Origin of the sequence: Legionella wadsworthii DSM 21896 = ATCC 33877 (assembly GCF_000701265.1) — a bacterium.
Lineage (GTDB): Bacteria > Pseudomonadota > Gammaproteobacteria > Legionellales > Legionellaceae > Legionella > Legionella wadsworthii.
In genome coordinates, this window is sequence record NZ_KL370759.1 from 1,192,141 (window position 1) to 1,207,254 (window position 15,114).

Here is a 15,114-nt window from a genome sequence, read left to right on the forward strand (position 1 = left end):
TCAATACACCTGGGTTACGCTTCGCTTCACCCAGGCAACGACTATAATTTTGGATTAATTAGGATAAATCAAACCGGATGCCCTGAGCTAAAGGCAGTTCATTTCCCCAATTAATGGTATTGGTTTGTCGACGCATGTATGCTTTCCAAGAATCGGAACCTGATTCACGTCCTCCGCCAGTTTCTTTTTCTCCACCAAAAGCACCGCCGATTTCAGCGCCAGAGGTACCGATATTAATATTAGCGATGCCACAATCACTTCCCCATGAACTTAGAAAATGTTCTGCATTTTTTAAGTTTTGCGTGAACATGGCAGAAGACAATCCTTGGGGCACATGATTTTGTAAAGCAATAGCCTCATCAATTGTATTAAAAGGTATCACATATAAAATGGGCGCAAATGTTTCTTCCTGTACAATATCCCAATGGTTTTTCGCATCACAAACTAAAGTCGGTTGGACAAAATTACCTGGACGATGAACTGGCTCACCCCCAAAAACGATGCGACCACCAGCTTCTTTAATGCGAGCAATTGCCTTTTTAAATTGATCTACAGCTTGCTCATCAATGAGTGGTCCCATTAAATTTCTTTTATCTAAAGGGTCTCCAATCGTGATTTGCTCATAAGCAAAACGTAAACGTTCTACAACATAGTCATATTTTGAATTATGAATAAATAGTCGACGTGTGGAAGTACAGCGTTGCCCCGCAGTTCCTACTGCCCCAAAAACAATTGCTGGAATTGCTAAATGCAAATCAGCAGATTCATCGAGAATAATGGCGTTATTTCCACCGAGTTCAAGGATGGTTTTTCCTAATCGAGCTGCAACTTTCGCTGCAACTTGTTTGCCCACAGCTGTTGATCCTGTAAATGAAATAAGCGGTATGCGCTGATCATGAACCATTTCTTCGACCACATCATGAGTTTCTGGGATAAAAAGACTAAATATTTCCGGGCAACCATTCGCGCTTAATACCGCATTGCAAATATGTTGAACCGCTATGGCACACAAAGGAGTTTTTGCCGAAGGCTTCCACAGGGTGACATTCCCGCAGATAGCAGCCAGAAAAGCATTCCAAGACCAAACTGCAACAGGAAAGTTAAAAGCTGAAATAACACCCACAATACCATAAGGGTGCCACTGCTCATACATTCTATGTTGAGGACGTTCTGAATGCATGGTATTCCCATACAGCATTCGCGATTGGCCTACCGCAAAATCAGCGATATCAATCATTTCCTGAACTTCTCCGTCCCCTTCCTGTTTCGATTTCCCCATTTCCAGCGAAACCAGACTTCCCAAAGCATCCTTATGTTCACGTAAGGCTTGACCAATCTGCCTGATAATTTCTCCTCTTTTAGGAGCCGGAACTTTTTTCCATTCATGTGCAGCATGCTGTGCACGAGTCATGATTTCCTGATAGTCTTTTGAGGTGCAGGTTGCAATTTCAGCGAGCTTTTCACCATTTGCTGGATTGTAAGAAATTAATTTATGATCATGAATTGCACTCTGCCAACCTTGACCACTAAATGCGCCTGAATTGACGGCGTGGATTTTCAAGCGTTTTAATATATCCATTAAATACCTCCATAGTTACCCGAAGCTATAGGAAAATACCCCGAGAATGGTAATTATCAATTAGGCGTAATAGTGACCAAAGCGATTTTCAAGAACATCCATTAGCTTAAATTTCTCTTGCAGAATCAAGCCTCTATATTCATTTTCTTGTCCAAGAACGAGATCGACTACAGCACATACACCTGAAGCAGTACTAATTTGAATTGCTGACCACTCCAAGCCACAAATTTCTGCGGGATATATTTTTTTTACATAATTCTTTTCGGTTAATTCACCACGTTTAATTCCCTCAACAGAAACATAAACAATGACAAGATCTTGGTAAGTTTTCGGGACAGCATTTTCCAAAATCTGCTTTAAGGTAGGTCTATCTTGATTTAAGCGCAAATCATTCATTAAAAAACGCATTTTGGAGCAATGGCCTGGATAACGCATTGTTTTATAATTCATGGTTTGGACTTGGCCTGCGTATAATTCGGCCAAACTTCCTAAGCCACCTGAAGTATTAAATGCTTCATACTCACATCCATCAATCTGTATGGTCTCTAATCCTTCTAAAGGTGCCACTGTAACCGCTTTTCCATATTTAATGGCATAACATGGATTACCATATTCGTTTATCACTCCATCAGTAGACCAGGTTAAGGAATATTGCAGCGCATTATTCGCATTTTGCGGTAGTGCCCCTACACGTAATTTCACATGATGGCACTCTTCGAATTCTTGCATTAAGCTATTTGCTGCAATGCTGATAAAACCAGGAGCTAATCCACATTGAGGAACAAATGCAGTTTCTGCATCAAGGGCGATTGCTTTGACTGCTTCAGTCACAGCGGTGTCTTCCGTGAGATCAAAATAATGTGCTTTAGCAGCTCTTGCGGCTTGGGCAACATAAGTATTTAAAAAATATGGAAGGCTTGAAATCACAGTCACTATATTATTCTTTTCCATATAGGCTTGTGTGGACTGCTGATCACGAACATCTAAGGCGACTGTTTTTATATTAGGAACTGCTTCCAACAGTCTTTTCACATCTGATCCATTAAAGTCGATGTCAACCAAATGGACCTGGTAAGAACCGCTCTCAGATAATAAACAAGCGATTAAGCTACCAATTTTCCCTGCACCAGTAATCATTACATTATACATTTAATCCCTCTCCCATTATAAAACGCAATCATCCTACACAAAATATCAGGAATTTAATAGTATTCTTGAATGACAAAACAGAATCTTAAATATCGAGTTATTTTGATGTTTAAGGCATAATAGTGAAAAAGGACTATATTTTAAATGAGATTTCTAGAATCAAAAAGGAAGTTTGTTTATGAAAAAATCAAAAAAAAAGTCAAGCAAATCCATTCTTAATATCCAAAATCCCCTTCCTATTGAATCAGAAAAAACGGATTATGATGGTTTAAGCTTCGATAGATTATTTCACGCAACAATCATTCAATTATGTAACTGGATCTCTCCTGGTAACTTCATGATGTCATTTACCGACTGGCTTATTTATTTAATTTTTTCACCTGCCAAGAGAATCGATCTAAATAAAGACGCAATCCAAAAATTAGGTCACTTATTGCTCTACTTGCAACAACAGTTTCAAGGGAAAAGTGATCCCTGCATTGATGTACGCCAGTCAGATCACCGTTTTCAAAATGAATTGTGGTCTCAGTTTCCATTTAACGTATATACCCAATCCTTCTTATTAACCGAAGCCTGGTGGGACAACGCGACAACACAACTACGGGGTGTTTCTAAACACCATGAAACAATCGTCAATTTTGTAACACGTCAGATTTTGGATGTCTTCTCTCCCTCTAATGTGCCCGGAATGAATCCCGAAGTCCTCACTACATCCCTTACCGAAGGAGGCATGAATCTTTTGAAGGGTTGGAATAACTTTGTTGATGATGTTTTAAGGAAGCTCAATAACAAACCGCCAGCGGGAAGTGAGCAATATAAAGTGGGAGAGAATGTCGCTACAACTCAGGGAAAAGTGATTTATCGAAATGATCTGATTGAACTGATCCAATACAAGCCTGCGACACCTACAGTCTATCCAGAGCCCGTTTTAATTATACCTGCTTGGATTATGAAATATTACATTCTCGATCTTTCCCCTAATAATTCCATGGTTAAATTTTTAGTGAATAAAGGACATACTGTCTTCATGATTTCCTGGAAAAATCCAACCTCTGAAGATCGGGATTTAGATTTTTCTGATTATGCAATGAGCGGAATCATGGATTCATTAAAGATTATCAATCAGGTGATTCCAAACAGAAAAATCCATGCTGTCGGTTATTGCATCGGTGGAACCTTATTATCTATGGTGGCTGCAAAAATGGCGGCTGATAACGATGCCCGATTAAAAACAGCAACTTTGTTTGCAGCACAAACGGATTTTGAAGATGCGGGCGAATTGCAATTATTTATTGACGAAAACCAGCTTACTTATATAGAAGATATTATGTGGGAAAAGGGCTATTTGGAAGGAGCACAGATGGCTGGTGCGTTCAACATGTTGCGATCCATAGATCTTATCTGGTCGCGAATCGTTTATGATTACCTATTGGGAAAGCGACAAGAGATAAGTGATTTAATGGCGTGGAATCTAGATACAACAAGAATGCCTTACAAAATGCACAGTAAATATTTACGGAATCTATTTCTAAAAAATGATTTGGTTGAAGGTCGATTTAAAATAATGGATAAAACCATTAATCTTGCCGATATAAGAATACCCATTTTTGCTGTAAGTACAACAAAAGATCACATTGCACCTTGGAAATCTGTTTATAAAATTCATTATTTCACAGACAGTGACATCACTTTTGTGTTAACTAATGCAGGACATAACACTGGCATTGTTAATGAACCAGGGGATCCTGGCCGTACTTATCAAATGTTAACTCATAGGTTAGACGACAAACATTTAGCCCCCGATGTGTGGATGGAAAGAGCGCCCCACTATCAAGACTCCTGGTGGCTGGCTTGGGAGAAATGGCTTTCAGGTTATTCTGGGATAAAAAGAAAACCTCCTGAAATGGGAAGTCCTGAAAATCAGATAATACCTCTTTGTAATGCCCCAGGAACTTATGTATTAAAAAAATAATCCTGGATGGTGATTTAATTCCCAAAAATATGGTACAAAAATTTCAATTACATAACGGAAGATTGCTCATCAGATCCATAAATTATTTTTCTATTTCTTGACCAAAATTAAGTAGTCATTTATCTTATTATTTTATAATATTTTAACCACCATGAAGCAAACCGCTTTAGCCAATTCTCTTTCATGGAACTCATCCATTCGTCTGAGTTATATTCAATACTTTTTTGTATTTATAGCAGGCCTGTTAGCGCCATTTGGTTTTGCTCCTTTCCACATACCTGGATTCATGCTGTTAAGCATGTCTTTTTTTTACTCAACTATTCAGGACACCTTACCTAAAAAAAGTTTTTGCCTGGGGCTTTTTTACGGAATTGGGTATTTCGGCTTTGGGGTGTCATGGGTTATTGTCAGCATTCACGATTATGGACACCTTAATTACATTATTTCGGGTTTAGTCACATTAATCTTTATTATGTACCTCTCTCTTTTCCCCGCCCTCACTGCTTCTTTTTATAATTTACTTGAATTAAAAAATAGAAAAATTCTCTCTATAATCCTATTCTGCGTTTTATGGTGTTTCAGTGAATACTGTCGCTCAACTGTATTTACCGGGTTCCCCTGGCTACTAACTGGTACTGTCCTCATTGATACACCTATAAAATATATTGCGCCTATTTTAGGGGTGTATGGATTAAGTTTTGTTTGCGTATTTATATCTGCGTTATTAGTTTTAGCTATGTCGCACAATTCTAAAAAGCGGATGTACTACCTTATTTTAATTGTATTACTTATTATTAGTCCCACACTTTGCAAAAATATTTCATGGTCACGAATTAAAGAAGAGCCAATTAGTATCGGTGCTGTTCAAGCCAATCTGTCTATGAGGGATAAATGGGATGAAGCTTTATTTTGGAATTTATTAAATTATTATGAAAAAGCAATAAACAAGCTTTTAGGAAAGCAATTAATCATTTTACCTGAATCAGCAATACCCTTGCCGGCTAGTTATTTAGACAAGTATCTTTCAAAATTGGATAAGCGGGCCCAAAAAGCAAATAGTGCGTTATTATTAGGTATTTTACAGCCTACAAATGATAATGAAACTAACTTTTATAATTCAGTTATTGCCTTAGGACAAGCAAAAGGAAAAAAGTTTAAAAGACAATTAGTTCCCTTTGGTGAGTACATCCCCAAACCACTGGTAAAAATTAATCGATGGTTGAGTCTGCCAGAACCCAATTTGTTGCCTGGGAAAACAAGACAACCGCTTATTAGAATTGAAAACCATCCTGTAGCCAGCCTCATTTGTTATGAGATTGCTTATCCAAGCATTTTACGCGAACAAATGCCAAAGGCCCAATGGATTGTATCGATTAGTGATAATGGTTGGTTTGGGCACTCTTTAGCCAGCTACCAACAATTACAAATGGCACAAATTTTATCTCTTCTTACTGGACGTTATCAAATAGTCGTCAATAATGATGGGCTGTCCTCAGTCATTGATGCAAATGGAGACATTGTAGAAAGCCTTCCTCCATTTAGTTCAGGACTCCTGCAGAGTAGTATTTTCCCAGCTGAGGGAAGGACTCCCTGGATTATTTGGCATGAGTACCCAGTACTTATATTTTGCACATTTTTTCTTATTTTTATACTTTTTATTCAACTACGTCGCTTATTCCAGCAATAATCTATTGCTGGCAGAGACAAGAGGAGTTATCCTTAGCGATTTAGAGTACTTATAAAATCGGACTATGGATAATACCTATATACCACAAGAAGTTGAGGAACAAGCTCAACAATATTGGCATAAAAAACAATCATTTAATGTTTCAGAAGATTTAAATAGAGAAAAATTTTATTGTTTATCCATGTTTCCCTACCCCAGTGGGACATTACACATGGGACATGTTCGTAACTACACTATTGGTGATGTGATTGCCCGTTATCAACGTGCTTTGGGAAAAAATGTACTTCAGCCTATTGGCTGGGACGCTTTTGGTTTACCTGCTGAAAATGCAGCCATTAAAAATGGCATACCACCTGCGGAATGGACCAAAAAAAATATTGAGTCCATGAAAAAACAGTTTTTACGTCTTGGTAATGCTTATGATTGGCGCCGAGAAATTTGTACCTGTGCACCTGAATATTATCGCTGGGAACAATGGTTTTTTATCAGACTTTTTGAAAAAGGGCTGGTCTATAAGAAAAATGCAATAGTCAATTGGGATCCTGTAGATCAAACCGTTTTGGCCAATGAACAGGTTGTGGATGGACGAGGTTGGCGTTCTGGCGCGCTTGTTGAAAGAAAAGAAATTTCTCAGTGGTTTATTAAAATTACCGCCTATGCCGATGAGCTACTCACTTCTCTGGATACATTAGATGAATGGCCTGCTCAAGTAAAACAAATGCAACGTAACTGGATTGGACGATCCACTGGCACAGAAATTTATTTTAATGTCGTTAATTATCCTAAGCGTTTAAAAATATATACCACACGTCCTGATACCTTAATGGGCACTACTTATCTTGCTGTGGCAACAGATCACCCTATCGCTAAAGAAGCAGCAACTCATCGTAAGGAAGTTAAAGAATTCATTGACAGCTGCCAAGGTACTAAAATGGCTGAAGCTGAACTCGCCACCATGGAAAAAAGAGGTGTCGCTACCGGTATGATGGCAATTCATCCAGTAACAGGAGCAGAAATTCCTATATGGGTGGCAAATTTTGTACTGATGCAATACGGTTCTGGCGCAGTTATGTCTGTTCCAGCTCATGATCAAAGAGACTGGGAATTTGCAAAAAAATATCAATTACCCATCAAGGAAGTCATCAAACCAGCATCCGATACCAAACATGATTTGAACAAGTCTGCCTATACTGGAGAAGGTACCTTGATTCACTCAGGTCAATTTGATGGATTAAGCTCTTCAGAAGCAGTGGAAACCATCACTAATTTTCTTGAAGAACATGATTTAGGGAAAGCGACAATCAATTACAGGCTTAGAGACTGGGGAGTTTCCAGACAAAGATACTGGGGTACCCCCATCCCTATGATTTTATGCGAACAATGCGGCACAGTTCCTGTTCCTGAAGAAGATCTCCCCGTAGTTCTTCCAGAGAATGTAACAATCACAGGTGCTGGATCACCCCTTGCCCAATGTCCTGAATTTGTTAACGTAAGCTGTCCTAAGTGCGGTCAGGATGCAACTCGTGAAACCGATACTTTTGATACTTTTGTTGAATCATCCTGGTATTATGCGCGTTTTGCGTGCAAGGGACAGGAAAATGCAATGCTTGATGATCGAGCTAAATATTGGACTCCTGTCGATCAATATATTGGTGGCATCGAACATGCCGTCATGCATTTGCTGTATGCTCGATTCTTCCATAAGCTCATGCGTGATGAAGGATTACTTAATTCCGATGAGCCCTTTAAAGCATTACTGACCCAAGGAATGGTTTTAAAAGATGGGCATAAAATGTCTAAGTCGGTTGGGAATGTTGTGGATCCAAACCATTTAATAGATACCTATGGTGCGGACACAGCGCGTTTATTTGTTATGTTTGCAGCGCCTCCTGAACAATCTTTAGAGTGGTCAGATGCGGCTGTAGAGGGGGCTCATCGCTTTCTAAAACGAATATGGGCTTTTGCTTATCAACACCAAAATATGTTCATTGAGGTGAATGATATTATTTTGAGTGGTAATGGTCATGTGAATTGGCAACAAGCAGAAACACGCTTAAAAAAATCACGCCATGTTGTCCACCAAATTCTTGCTCAAGCCACCCATGATTATGATCGGAATCAATTCAATACTGTCGTTTCTGGCTGTATGAAATTATTCAATGAACTATCCAGTTACTCCATAGAAACTGAAGAAGATAAGTTCTTTATACATTCCAGCATGAGTATTTTGTTGCGGTTATTAGCCCCTATTACCCCGCACATTACCCACTATATATGGCAGCAATTAGGGTTTGAAAAAGCCATTATTGATGCAAATTGGCCAAGAGTCGACAAAGGTGCTCTGAAGACTGATGAAGTAGACTATGTAGTTCAAGTGAATGGAAAATTACGGGGGCAATTCACTGCGGGTGTGGATACTCCCGAAGAAACATTAATCACTTCAGCAAAAGAGCATGTAAAAGATTTTCTGGTTGATAAAACAATCAACAAAGCCATCGTGGTGGCCCACAGACAGTTAATTAATTTGGTTGTTAGTTAATGGAGCCTAATCAATTAGATTATCCTAAGATTCCGTATCGATTTAGCGGACAATCTTTTGGACTATTATTACAGCATCAAGCAGTACTGCGATTTATGATTCCTTTGCTGCTTTTTCTCATGCTTGTGTCTTGTGGTTTTCATTTAAGGGGTACGAGTAATGTACCAAGTTGGCTTAATCATGTAGCGATTATTTCAGAAAATAATGACAAGCAATTTGTCTCAATTTTAGAATCACGGCTGGAAGGTTCCAAAATTAACGTTAATCCGGATCCTGCTCATGCACCTTATTGGTTAATGATTAATGAAGTGAACTTACAACAACAAATTATCAGTGTTGGGGCCAGTACAAATCCCAGACAGTATACTTTAACACTCACTGTTGCATTTGCATTACAAACACGAGCAGGCCAAGTAATCAATAAACCAGGTAGAGTGAGTATTTCTCGGGAACTTATTTTAAATAATGATAGAATTCTTGGTTCCAAAGATGAAGAAAGTATTTTAATTGGAGAAATGAAACAGGATGCAGTGACTCAAATCATTTATCGACTTAGCCATTTGCAAGAACCAAACTTTAGGTGAGACTGGGTAGATAAAGAGTAAGAGCCAACCCTACCCTTTACGGATTGTCTCTTCGATGATCATGAATTGAAACTTAAAATCATTGGGTTCTAATATCTTGAAATTTAAGTAGCGAGAGCAAGTTTTTGCTTAGAGCCATCGTAGCAAACTTCATTAACTAAGGCTTTTCGGAAGGTATCTCGCGCCTAAACGCCAAATATGGCCTTTCGCGAATTGAACATGAATGCTTATAATTTATTATGCAAATCAGACAACAAATGCTTGCTCAGCAAGTACAAAAAAAAATTGAACCTCTTTACATAATTATTGGAAGTGATAGTTATTTGTTAGATCAATCGGTGCAGACAATTAAATCCGCCATTCAAAAAAAATATAATTATGATGAAAAAGTGATATCCATTCAGTCACCTGAAGACTGGAATATAATCAAGGAAGAAGCAAACAGCTATTCCTTATTTTCTGACAATATGCTCTTAAATATTTTTTACGATAAAAAATCACTCGACGTTTCGGGGAAAAAATTTCTTTCTGAATACCCTAAATCAATTAATACTCGGTGCTTTATACTTATCAGGGCCCCCAATATTCCAGCGAAACAATTGCAATGGCTGTCTTCTCAAGAATTTGCTGTAATTGTTTTAGCCTATCCACTTTCTTCAGAAGCAATAAAAGGTTGGATAGCGACACAGTTAAAGAAAAACTCCTTGAGTTATGATCTTGAGATTCCTGAATTAATTCATCAGTACACCCAAGGTAATATGCTGGCTTGCGCCCAAGTCATCGAAAAAATATCTTTATCCCATTTGCCTCATAGTAAAATTGAGGCGCAGCAAGTACTGGAACATTTATTTAACCAATGCGATCACGATCTTTTTGAATTAGTAGATGCAAGTCTCCTTGGCCAAGCAGATAAAGCAATACAAATTTTACGTCATGCGGCAAATAATAAGACGGAAGCTACTTTAGTCTTATGGATTATGAGTCAAGAAATAAGACATATGATGCAGTTATTTTATTTAACTGAGCAAAAGATTGATATTCAAAATGCATGCAGCCAATTAAAAATATGGAATCAGCGGGTTCCTCTTTATAAGGCATGTTTTAAGCGGCTTAATCAAGTAATCCTGGAACAACTTCATAGATACTGTTTTTTAATAGATGATCGCATTAAATCGAACTCTCTTGGAACTCAAGTATGGATCTCACTTGAAAATGTGGTTCTTTCATTTTGTTTGGGGAAATTAATAGGTGATGCATGCACAGTATAGCTATTTTCGGTGGTTCCTTTGATCCCATACATAATGGTCATTTACAAGTTAGCGTATCCATACAGCATCATTTTAATTTTGACTCTTATATTTTTCTACCCTGTAAAACATCCACTATAAAACCCCCTACACTTGCCAATAATGGCCAAAGAATAGAGATGATCCATTTGGCAATAAAAGATTTCCCTGAATTCAAAATGGACCTAAGGGAAATTGAACGCCCTACTCCTTCATATATGGTGGAGACTTTAGAAAGCTTTAGAGCAGAACTTCCTAATGATTCAATTTCTTTAATCATGGGTTATGATGCATTTCTTTCCTTAACACGCTGGCATCAGTGGGAAAAAATTATCACGCTATCTAATTTGATAATAATAAATCGAAGTGAATTTTCGCACTTCCCTCCTTCGAAAACCATGGAAAAATTCTTGAAAGAACATCAAGTCATAAAAAAATGGGAACTTCTAAACAGTAAAGCAGGTAAAGTTTTTCTTTTTGATGCAGGGAATTATGAGATTTCTTCAACATCAATTCGTGAAGAAATAAAAAAGGGAGCTGATGTGAGAAAACAGCTCCCCGAGAAGGTGTATCACTACATTAAATGTCAGGAGCTATATCAATAAATTTAAAAGACTCATTAGCTGAAACAGTTTGTTTCGCTTTGTTGATTAACCCTGGTAATGAGCTAGAAATCCAATTGATCACCGGTAAAAGTTGATTGTAGATTCGGGATCCTTGAACATATTGCTGATAAGGCAGAGAAGTCATACTTAGGACTGCAAAGATAAGCGATAAAATAAACACTCCGCGGGCAAAACCAAAAATTCCACCCAGCACTTTATCCATAGCGCCAAGGCCGCTACCTCTTAAAAATAAACCCAGTATGGCATTGGCTATACCACCTACAATTAAAACTCCAAGAACCACACCAATGAATCCAGCCATTGTGAGAAGAGTTGGATCTTGTATATAAGGTTGCAGATAAGGATTAAGGGCTCCTGAATAGTGATAGCCTGCCCAAACGGCTAAAATCCACACACCCAGGGCAATAAATTCTTTGATAAATCCTCTTAGTAAACCGGTTATCGAGGACAAACCAATAATGACTATAAATATTAAATCCACCCATTGTAGTTGCATTTTTAACTAACTCCGGTATTGACCACAAAGCCATTCAGCTGCATGGAACTCGCTAATTGAACTTTTAGTTTCATCACATCGCTTTTAACGGGAGAATGTCCTGCATAAACCTTATAAATTGAACCCTGTCTTCCAGATGTTTTAATAAAACTAGCCTTATAGCCTTTACTTTGTAATTTATTCACCAAGGATTGCGCATTAGCTAATTTTGAAAACGATGCCACTTGCACTGCATAGATACTTTTTCTGTTGAAGGTATTCGTTTTCTTATTTACTTGGGCTACAGTCGATTGCTTTATTGTTCTAGTACTCTCACTGACTATAGGTTTTATGGTTTTAACAGCCGCCACTTTAATTTGCTTTTTAACGACATTTTGTGCCGCGTTGTTTAACGCCAACTCAACAGATTTTATTGCAGGATCATGCTTTGGAGCTGATTCCTTTTTAGCGACAGTAACAGCTGCATCATTCGTGGAGTCAATAGATTGAATGAAATCTTCTTTAGCAAGACTGTATTTTTTTTGTTCTGGAGCAGAAGGTATTTCCACCTTAGCAACTTTTATCGTTTCAAACATCTCCTTTTCATTTGTAATCGCCACATTAGGAGTTGTTGGTTTGGGAGGTAATTGTACTTTTACACTAAAATTATTTTCCAATCTCTGACTCGATTTTTTCATCATTGCCGGTAAAAAAATTGCACCTAAAGATAATACAACAGCCACACCAACCAAACGATGTTTTAGCTTCTCATCAATTACTAATTTCATTGAATCTCCTATTAGCCATCACTTGACTCACAGTAAAAAAAGACCCATAAACAACTATTAAGTCACCAGGTTGAGCTTGTTTCAATGCAGTTTCATAAGCTACAAGTGGATTATTATAACAAAACTCAACATGAATTTCTGCATTCTTGAAAAATGAGCGCAATATGTCTTCTTTGGCAGCGCGTTTATTGTCTAAAACTGCAGGATACCATTGATCTACATGCTCTTTTAAAGGCGATATCAAACCCAAAATATCTTTATCTTGCAAAGCAGAAAATACCGCATGAACTTTAGCTTTTCGGAGGGTAGGCAAGGTATCAGCCAGTAATCTTGCCGATTGCGCATTATGAGATACATCAAATAAGGTGCTCACTCGGTCTTGATGTAACTGTAACCGTCCAGGAATATGAATATGCTGCATTGCTCGCGAAAAATGATTTGGGGTTATTGGTAAAATGTTCTTAAGTAAAAAACTAGCAGTTATTGCTGCAGCAGCGGATTTGAGTTGAATTGTAGGCTTTGGTAATCCTAATACCCGCAGCCCTTGCAATTTTTTCTCATAGTGTAAATTCCAGAGCAAATCATGCTCATGAATGGAGAAATCAATTCCCCAAAAAAAAGTTGGCGCATTGAGTAATTTGGCTTGACGGACTACTGAATCAGGAGGATTAATATCCGCATAAATGAACGGCCTGTTCTCACGCAGAATACCTGCTTTTTCAAACCCAATTTCATCAAGGCTCTCACCTAAATAATCCTGATGATCATAATCGATTGTTGTAATAATCGCTATATCCGCATCCACTATATTAGTAGCATCCAAACGCCCTCCTAAGCCCACTTCAAGAACAATGATGTCCAATTTCAATTTTTTGAAATACCACAATGCCGCTAGAGTGACCATTTCAAAATAGGTTAGGATGGTTTCTCCACGAACTTCTTCGATGGCGCTAAAAGCAAGACATAATTCGTCGTCAGCAATAGGCTTTGAATTGATACGAATCCGTTCATTAAACTTAAGGAGATGAGGAGAGCTATAAGTACCTACCTTGTATCCAGCACAATGGTAGATGGATTCAAGTGCAGCGACTGTAGATCCCTTTCCATTAGTACCAGCAACAGTGATGACGGGACAATCCTGACATTGCAAAGTAAGTTTTTGCGCTACTTCCATAATTCTTGTTAGGCCCAGCTGTATTTCCTGAATATTTCTTGTTTCTAAGTCATGAAGCCATTCATCGACAGACCAATTTTGATATTCTAATGAAGAGGATATTTGCTTTAACAAGGGAGTGCTTGAATCTTTATGTACTCTTTTGCACATTTTTTCTTCATTACCCATACTTTTGCAAATCCTCTTCTACAGCAAGTTCCATAAATAACTAGTAGGAAATTGCTTTGCCAACGGAATCCCCTATGTTTTTACGAGTTAGTTTGGATATCATTTCAGCGACAACTGGACGAATATTTTTTCTTTCCAGAATCATGTCGATATGGCCATGTTCTAACAAAAACTCACTACGCTGAAATCCTTCAGGCAGGGTTTGCCTTACAGTTTGTTCAATTACCCTTGGCCCAGCAAAACCAATTAATGCGTTAGGCTCTGCAATAATCACATCCCCAAGGCTTGCAAAACTGGCAGAAACACCGCCCATTGTAGGATCAGTAAGCACGACAATAAAAGGCAAGCTTGTTTCAGCAAACTTGGCAAGGGCAGCGGAGGTTTTAGCCATTTGCATCAGGGAAAAAAGTCCTTCTTGCATGCGGGCCCCACCACTGGCAGTAAAACAGATGTAAGGCCTTTGTTCTTTTGTAGCGACCTGAATTGCACGAACAAATTTTTCGCCTACAGTAGCCCCCATTGAACCGCCCATAAAATTAAATTCAAAAGCGCTCACGATAACAGGTTGTTGCAATAAGGTACCTTTGACCACGATCAAAGCCTCTTTCTCGCCTGTCGCTTTTTGTGCTTGCGCTATTCTATCCTTATACTTTTTTGAATCCCTAAATTTTAATCGATCTTGAGGTTCTAAGGATCCGGCAATCTCTTCCTGGCCACCCTCATCGAGAAACTGTTTTATGCGGACTCGCGCAGATATCCTGTGATGAAAATTACAAGATCGGCATACCATTAAATTTTTTTCTAATTCAGTACTATAAAGTACTTCATTACATCCCAAACATTTAATCCATAAACCTTCAGGAACTCCTTTTTTCTGTGAAGAATCTGTACTGACTCTTGAAGGCAATAGTTTTTTAAACCAACTCATAATTGGAACCCGATATGATTGAATCGTAATATTATACACAGAAAAAAATATTCTTAAATGCACCTCGATGGTATCGTTATTTCAATGACCCTTGTTTTATCTTTTTTCTGTGGACAAAGCAGGGAACTCAAGAGCATTCCAATAAGAAGAAGAACCCAA

Annotated in this window: 12 protein-coding genes; 6 read left to right on the forward strand and 6 right to left on the reverse strand. The window is 38.2% G+C overall.

What is annotated here, in order from left to right:
- Positions 1-58: 58 nt before the first annotated feature.
- A complete protein-coding gene (gene amaB / locus BU07_RS0111510; RefSeq protein ID WP_031566182.1) occupies positions 59-1,579 on the reverse strand; it encodes an L-piperidine-6-carboxylate dehydrogenase in 1,521 nt (506 codons plus the stop codon).
- Between the two features lie 60 nt (positions 1,580-1,639).
- Positions 1,640-2,728, reverse strand: a complete 1,089-nt coding sequence (locus BU07_RS0111515) for a saccharopine dehydrogenase family protein (RefSeq protein WP_031566184.1) — start codon at positions 2,726-2,728, stop codon at positions 1,640-1,642.
- A 178-nt stretch (positions 2,729-2,906) separates the two neighbouring features.
- On the opposite strand from BU07_RS0111515, the gene BU07_RS0111520 reads away from it, so the two are divergent.
- From BU07_RS0111520 to nadD, 6 genes are all read left to right on the forward strand, one after another.
- Positions 2,907-4,700, forward strand: a complete 1,794-nt coding sequence (locus BU07_RS0111520; protein WP_031566186.1) for a PHA/PHB synthase family protein — start codon at positions 2,907-2,909, stop codon at positions 4,698-4,700.
- Positions 4,701-4,851: 151 nt separating this feature from the next.
- Positions 4,852-6,387 carry an apolipoprotein N-acyltransferase gene (gene lnt, locus BU07_RS0111525; RefSeq protein ID WP_031566188.1) on the forward strand — a complete coding sequence of 512 codons (1,536 nt, stop codon included), beginning with the start codon at positions 4,852-4,854 and terminating at the stop codon, positions 6,385-6,387.
- Between the two features lie 64 nt (positions 6,388-6,451).
- On the forward strand, positions 6,452-8,926 hold the full coding sequence (gene leuS / locus BU07_RS0111530; protein ID WP_031566190.1) for a leucine--tRNA ligase: 2,475 nt from the start codon (positions 6,452-6,454) through the stop codon (positions 8,924-8,926).
- Between the two features lie 95 nt (positions 8,927-9,021).
- Positions 9,022-9,510 (forward strand): LPS assembly lipoprotein LptE, encoded by a 489-nt coding sequence (locus BU07_RS0111535; RefSeq protein WP_031566193.1) that lies wholly within the window; start codon positions 9,022-9,024, stop codon positions 9,508-9,510.
- Between the two features lie 239 nt (positions 9,511-9,749).
- Positions 9,750-10,778, forward strand: a complete 1,029-nt coding sequence (holA, locus tag BU07_RS0111540) for a DNA polymerase III subunit delta (protein ID WP_031566195.1) — start codon at positions 9,750-9,752, stop codon at positions 10,776-10,778.
- Positions 10,766-11,401, forward strand: a complete 636-nt coding sequence (gene nadD / locus BU07_RS0111545) for a nicotinate-nucleotide adenylyltransferase (RefSeq protein ID WP_031566197.1) — start codon at positions 10,766-10,768, stop codon at positions 11,399-11,401. The genes holA and nadD overlap by 13 nt, the downstream gene beginning before the upstream one ends.
- On the opposite strand, the gene BU07_RS0111550 is transcribed toward nadD, so the two are convergent.
- Genes BU07_RS0111550 through accD form a run of 4 tightly spaced genes read right to left on the reverse strand, consistent with a single transcriptional unit; the run spans position 11,376 to position 14,955 of the window.
- Positions 11,376-11,918 carry a CvpA family protein gene (locus BU07_RS0111550; RefSeq protein ID WP_031566199.1) on the reverse strand — a complete coding sequence of 181 codons (543 nt, stop codon included), beginning with the start codon at positions 11,916-11,918 and terminating at the stop codon, positions 11,376-11,378. The genes nadD and BU07_RS0111550 overlap by 26 nt on opposite strands.
- A 2-nt stretch (positions 11,919-11,920) precedes the next feature.
- Complete coding sequence (locus BU07_RS0111555) at positions 11,921-12,685, reverse strand: SPOR domain-containing protein (RefSeq protein WP_031566200.1); 765 nt, start codon at positions 12,683-12,685, stop codon at positions 11,921-11,923.
- A complete protein-coding gene (gene folC / locus BU07_RS0111560) occupies positions 12,669-14,027 on the reverse strand; it encodes a bifunctional tetrahydrofolate synthase/dihydrofolate synthase (protein ID WP_242601911.1) in 1,359 nt (452 codons plus the stop codon). Before folC ends, BU07_RS0111555 begins: the two co-directional genes overlap by 17 nt.
- A gap of 40 nt (positions 14,028-14,067) precedes the next feature.
- Entirely contained in the window at positions 14,068-14,955 is an 888-nt protein-coding gene (accD, locus tag BU07_RS0111565) for an acetyl-CoA carboxylase, carboxyltransferase subunit beta (RefSeq protein ID WP_031566204.1), read from the reverse strand.
- Positions 14,956-15,114: the final 159 nt, after the last annotated feature.

Bases quoted from the DNA above. Each gene is read 5' to 3' on its own strand.
- amaB (WP_031566182.1), bottom strand. From the start codon at position 1,579: ATGGATATATTAAAACGCTTGAAAATCCACGCCGTCAATTCAGGCGCA.
- BU07_RS0111515 (WP_031566184.1), bottom strand. From the start codon at position 2,728: ATGTATAATGTAATGATTACTGGTGCAGGGAAAATTGGTAGCTTAATC.
- BU07_RS0111520 (WP_031566186.1), top strand. From the start codon at position 2,907: ATGAAAAAATCAAAAAAAAAGTCAAGCAAATCCATTCTTAATATCCAA.
- lnt (WP_031566188.1), top strand. From the start codon at position 4,852: ATGAAGCAAACCGCTTTAGCCAATTCTCTTTCATGGAACTCATCCATT.
- leuS (WP_031566190.1), top strand. From the start codon at position 6,452: ATGGATAATACCTATATACCACAAGAAGTTGAGGAACAAGCTCAACAA.
- BU07_RS0111535 (WP_031566193.1), top strand. From the start codon at position 9,022: ATGATTCCTTTGCTGCTTTTTCTCATGCTTGTGTCTTGTGGTTTTCAT.
- holA (WP_031566195.1), top strand. From the start codon at position 9,750: ATGCAAATCAGACAACAAATGCTTGCTCAGCAAGTACAAAAAAAAATT.
- nadD (WP_031566197.1), top strand. From the start codon at position 10,766: ATGCACAGTATAGCTATTTTCGGTGGTTCCTTTGATCCCATACATAAT.
- BU07_RS0111550 (WP_031566199.1), bottom strand. From the start codon at position 11,918: ATGCAACTACAATGGGTGGATTTAATATTTATAGTCATTATTGGTTTG.
- BU07_RS0111555 (WP_031566200.1), bottom strand. From the start codon at position 12,685: ATGAAATTAGTAATTGATGAGAAGCTAAAACATCGTTTGGTTGGTGTG.
- folC (WP_242601911.1), bottom strand. From the start codon at position 14,027: ATGGGTAATGAAGAAAAAATGTGCAAAAGAGTACATAAAGATTCAAGC.
- accD (WP_031566204.1), bottom strand. From the start codon at position 14,955: ATGAGTTGGTTTAAAAAACTATTGCCTTCAAGAGTCAGTACAGATTCT.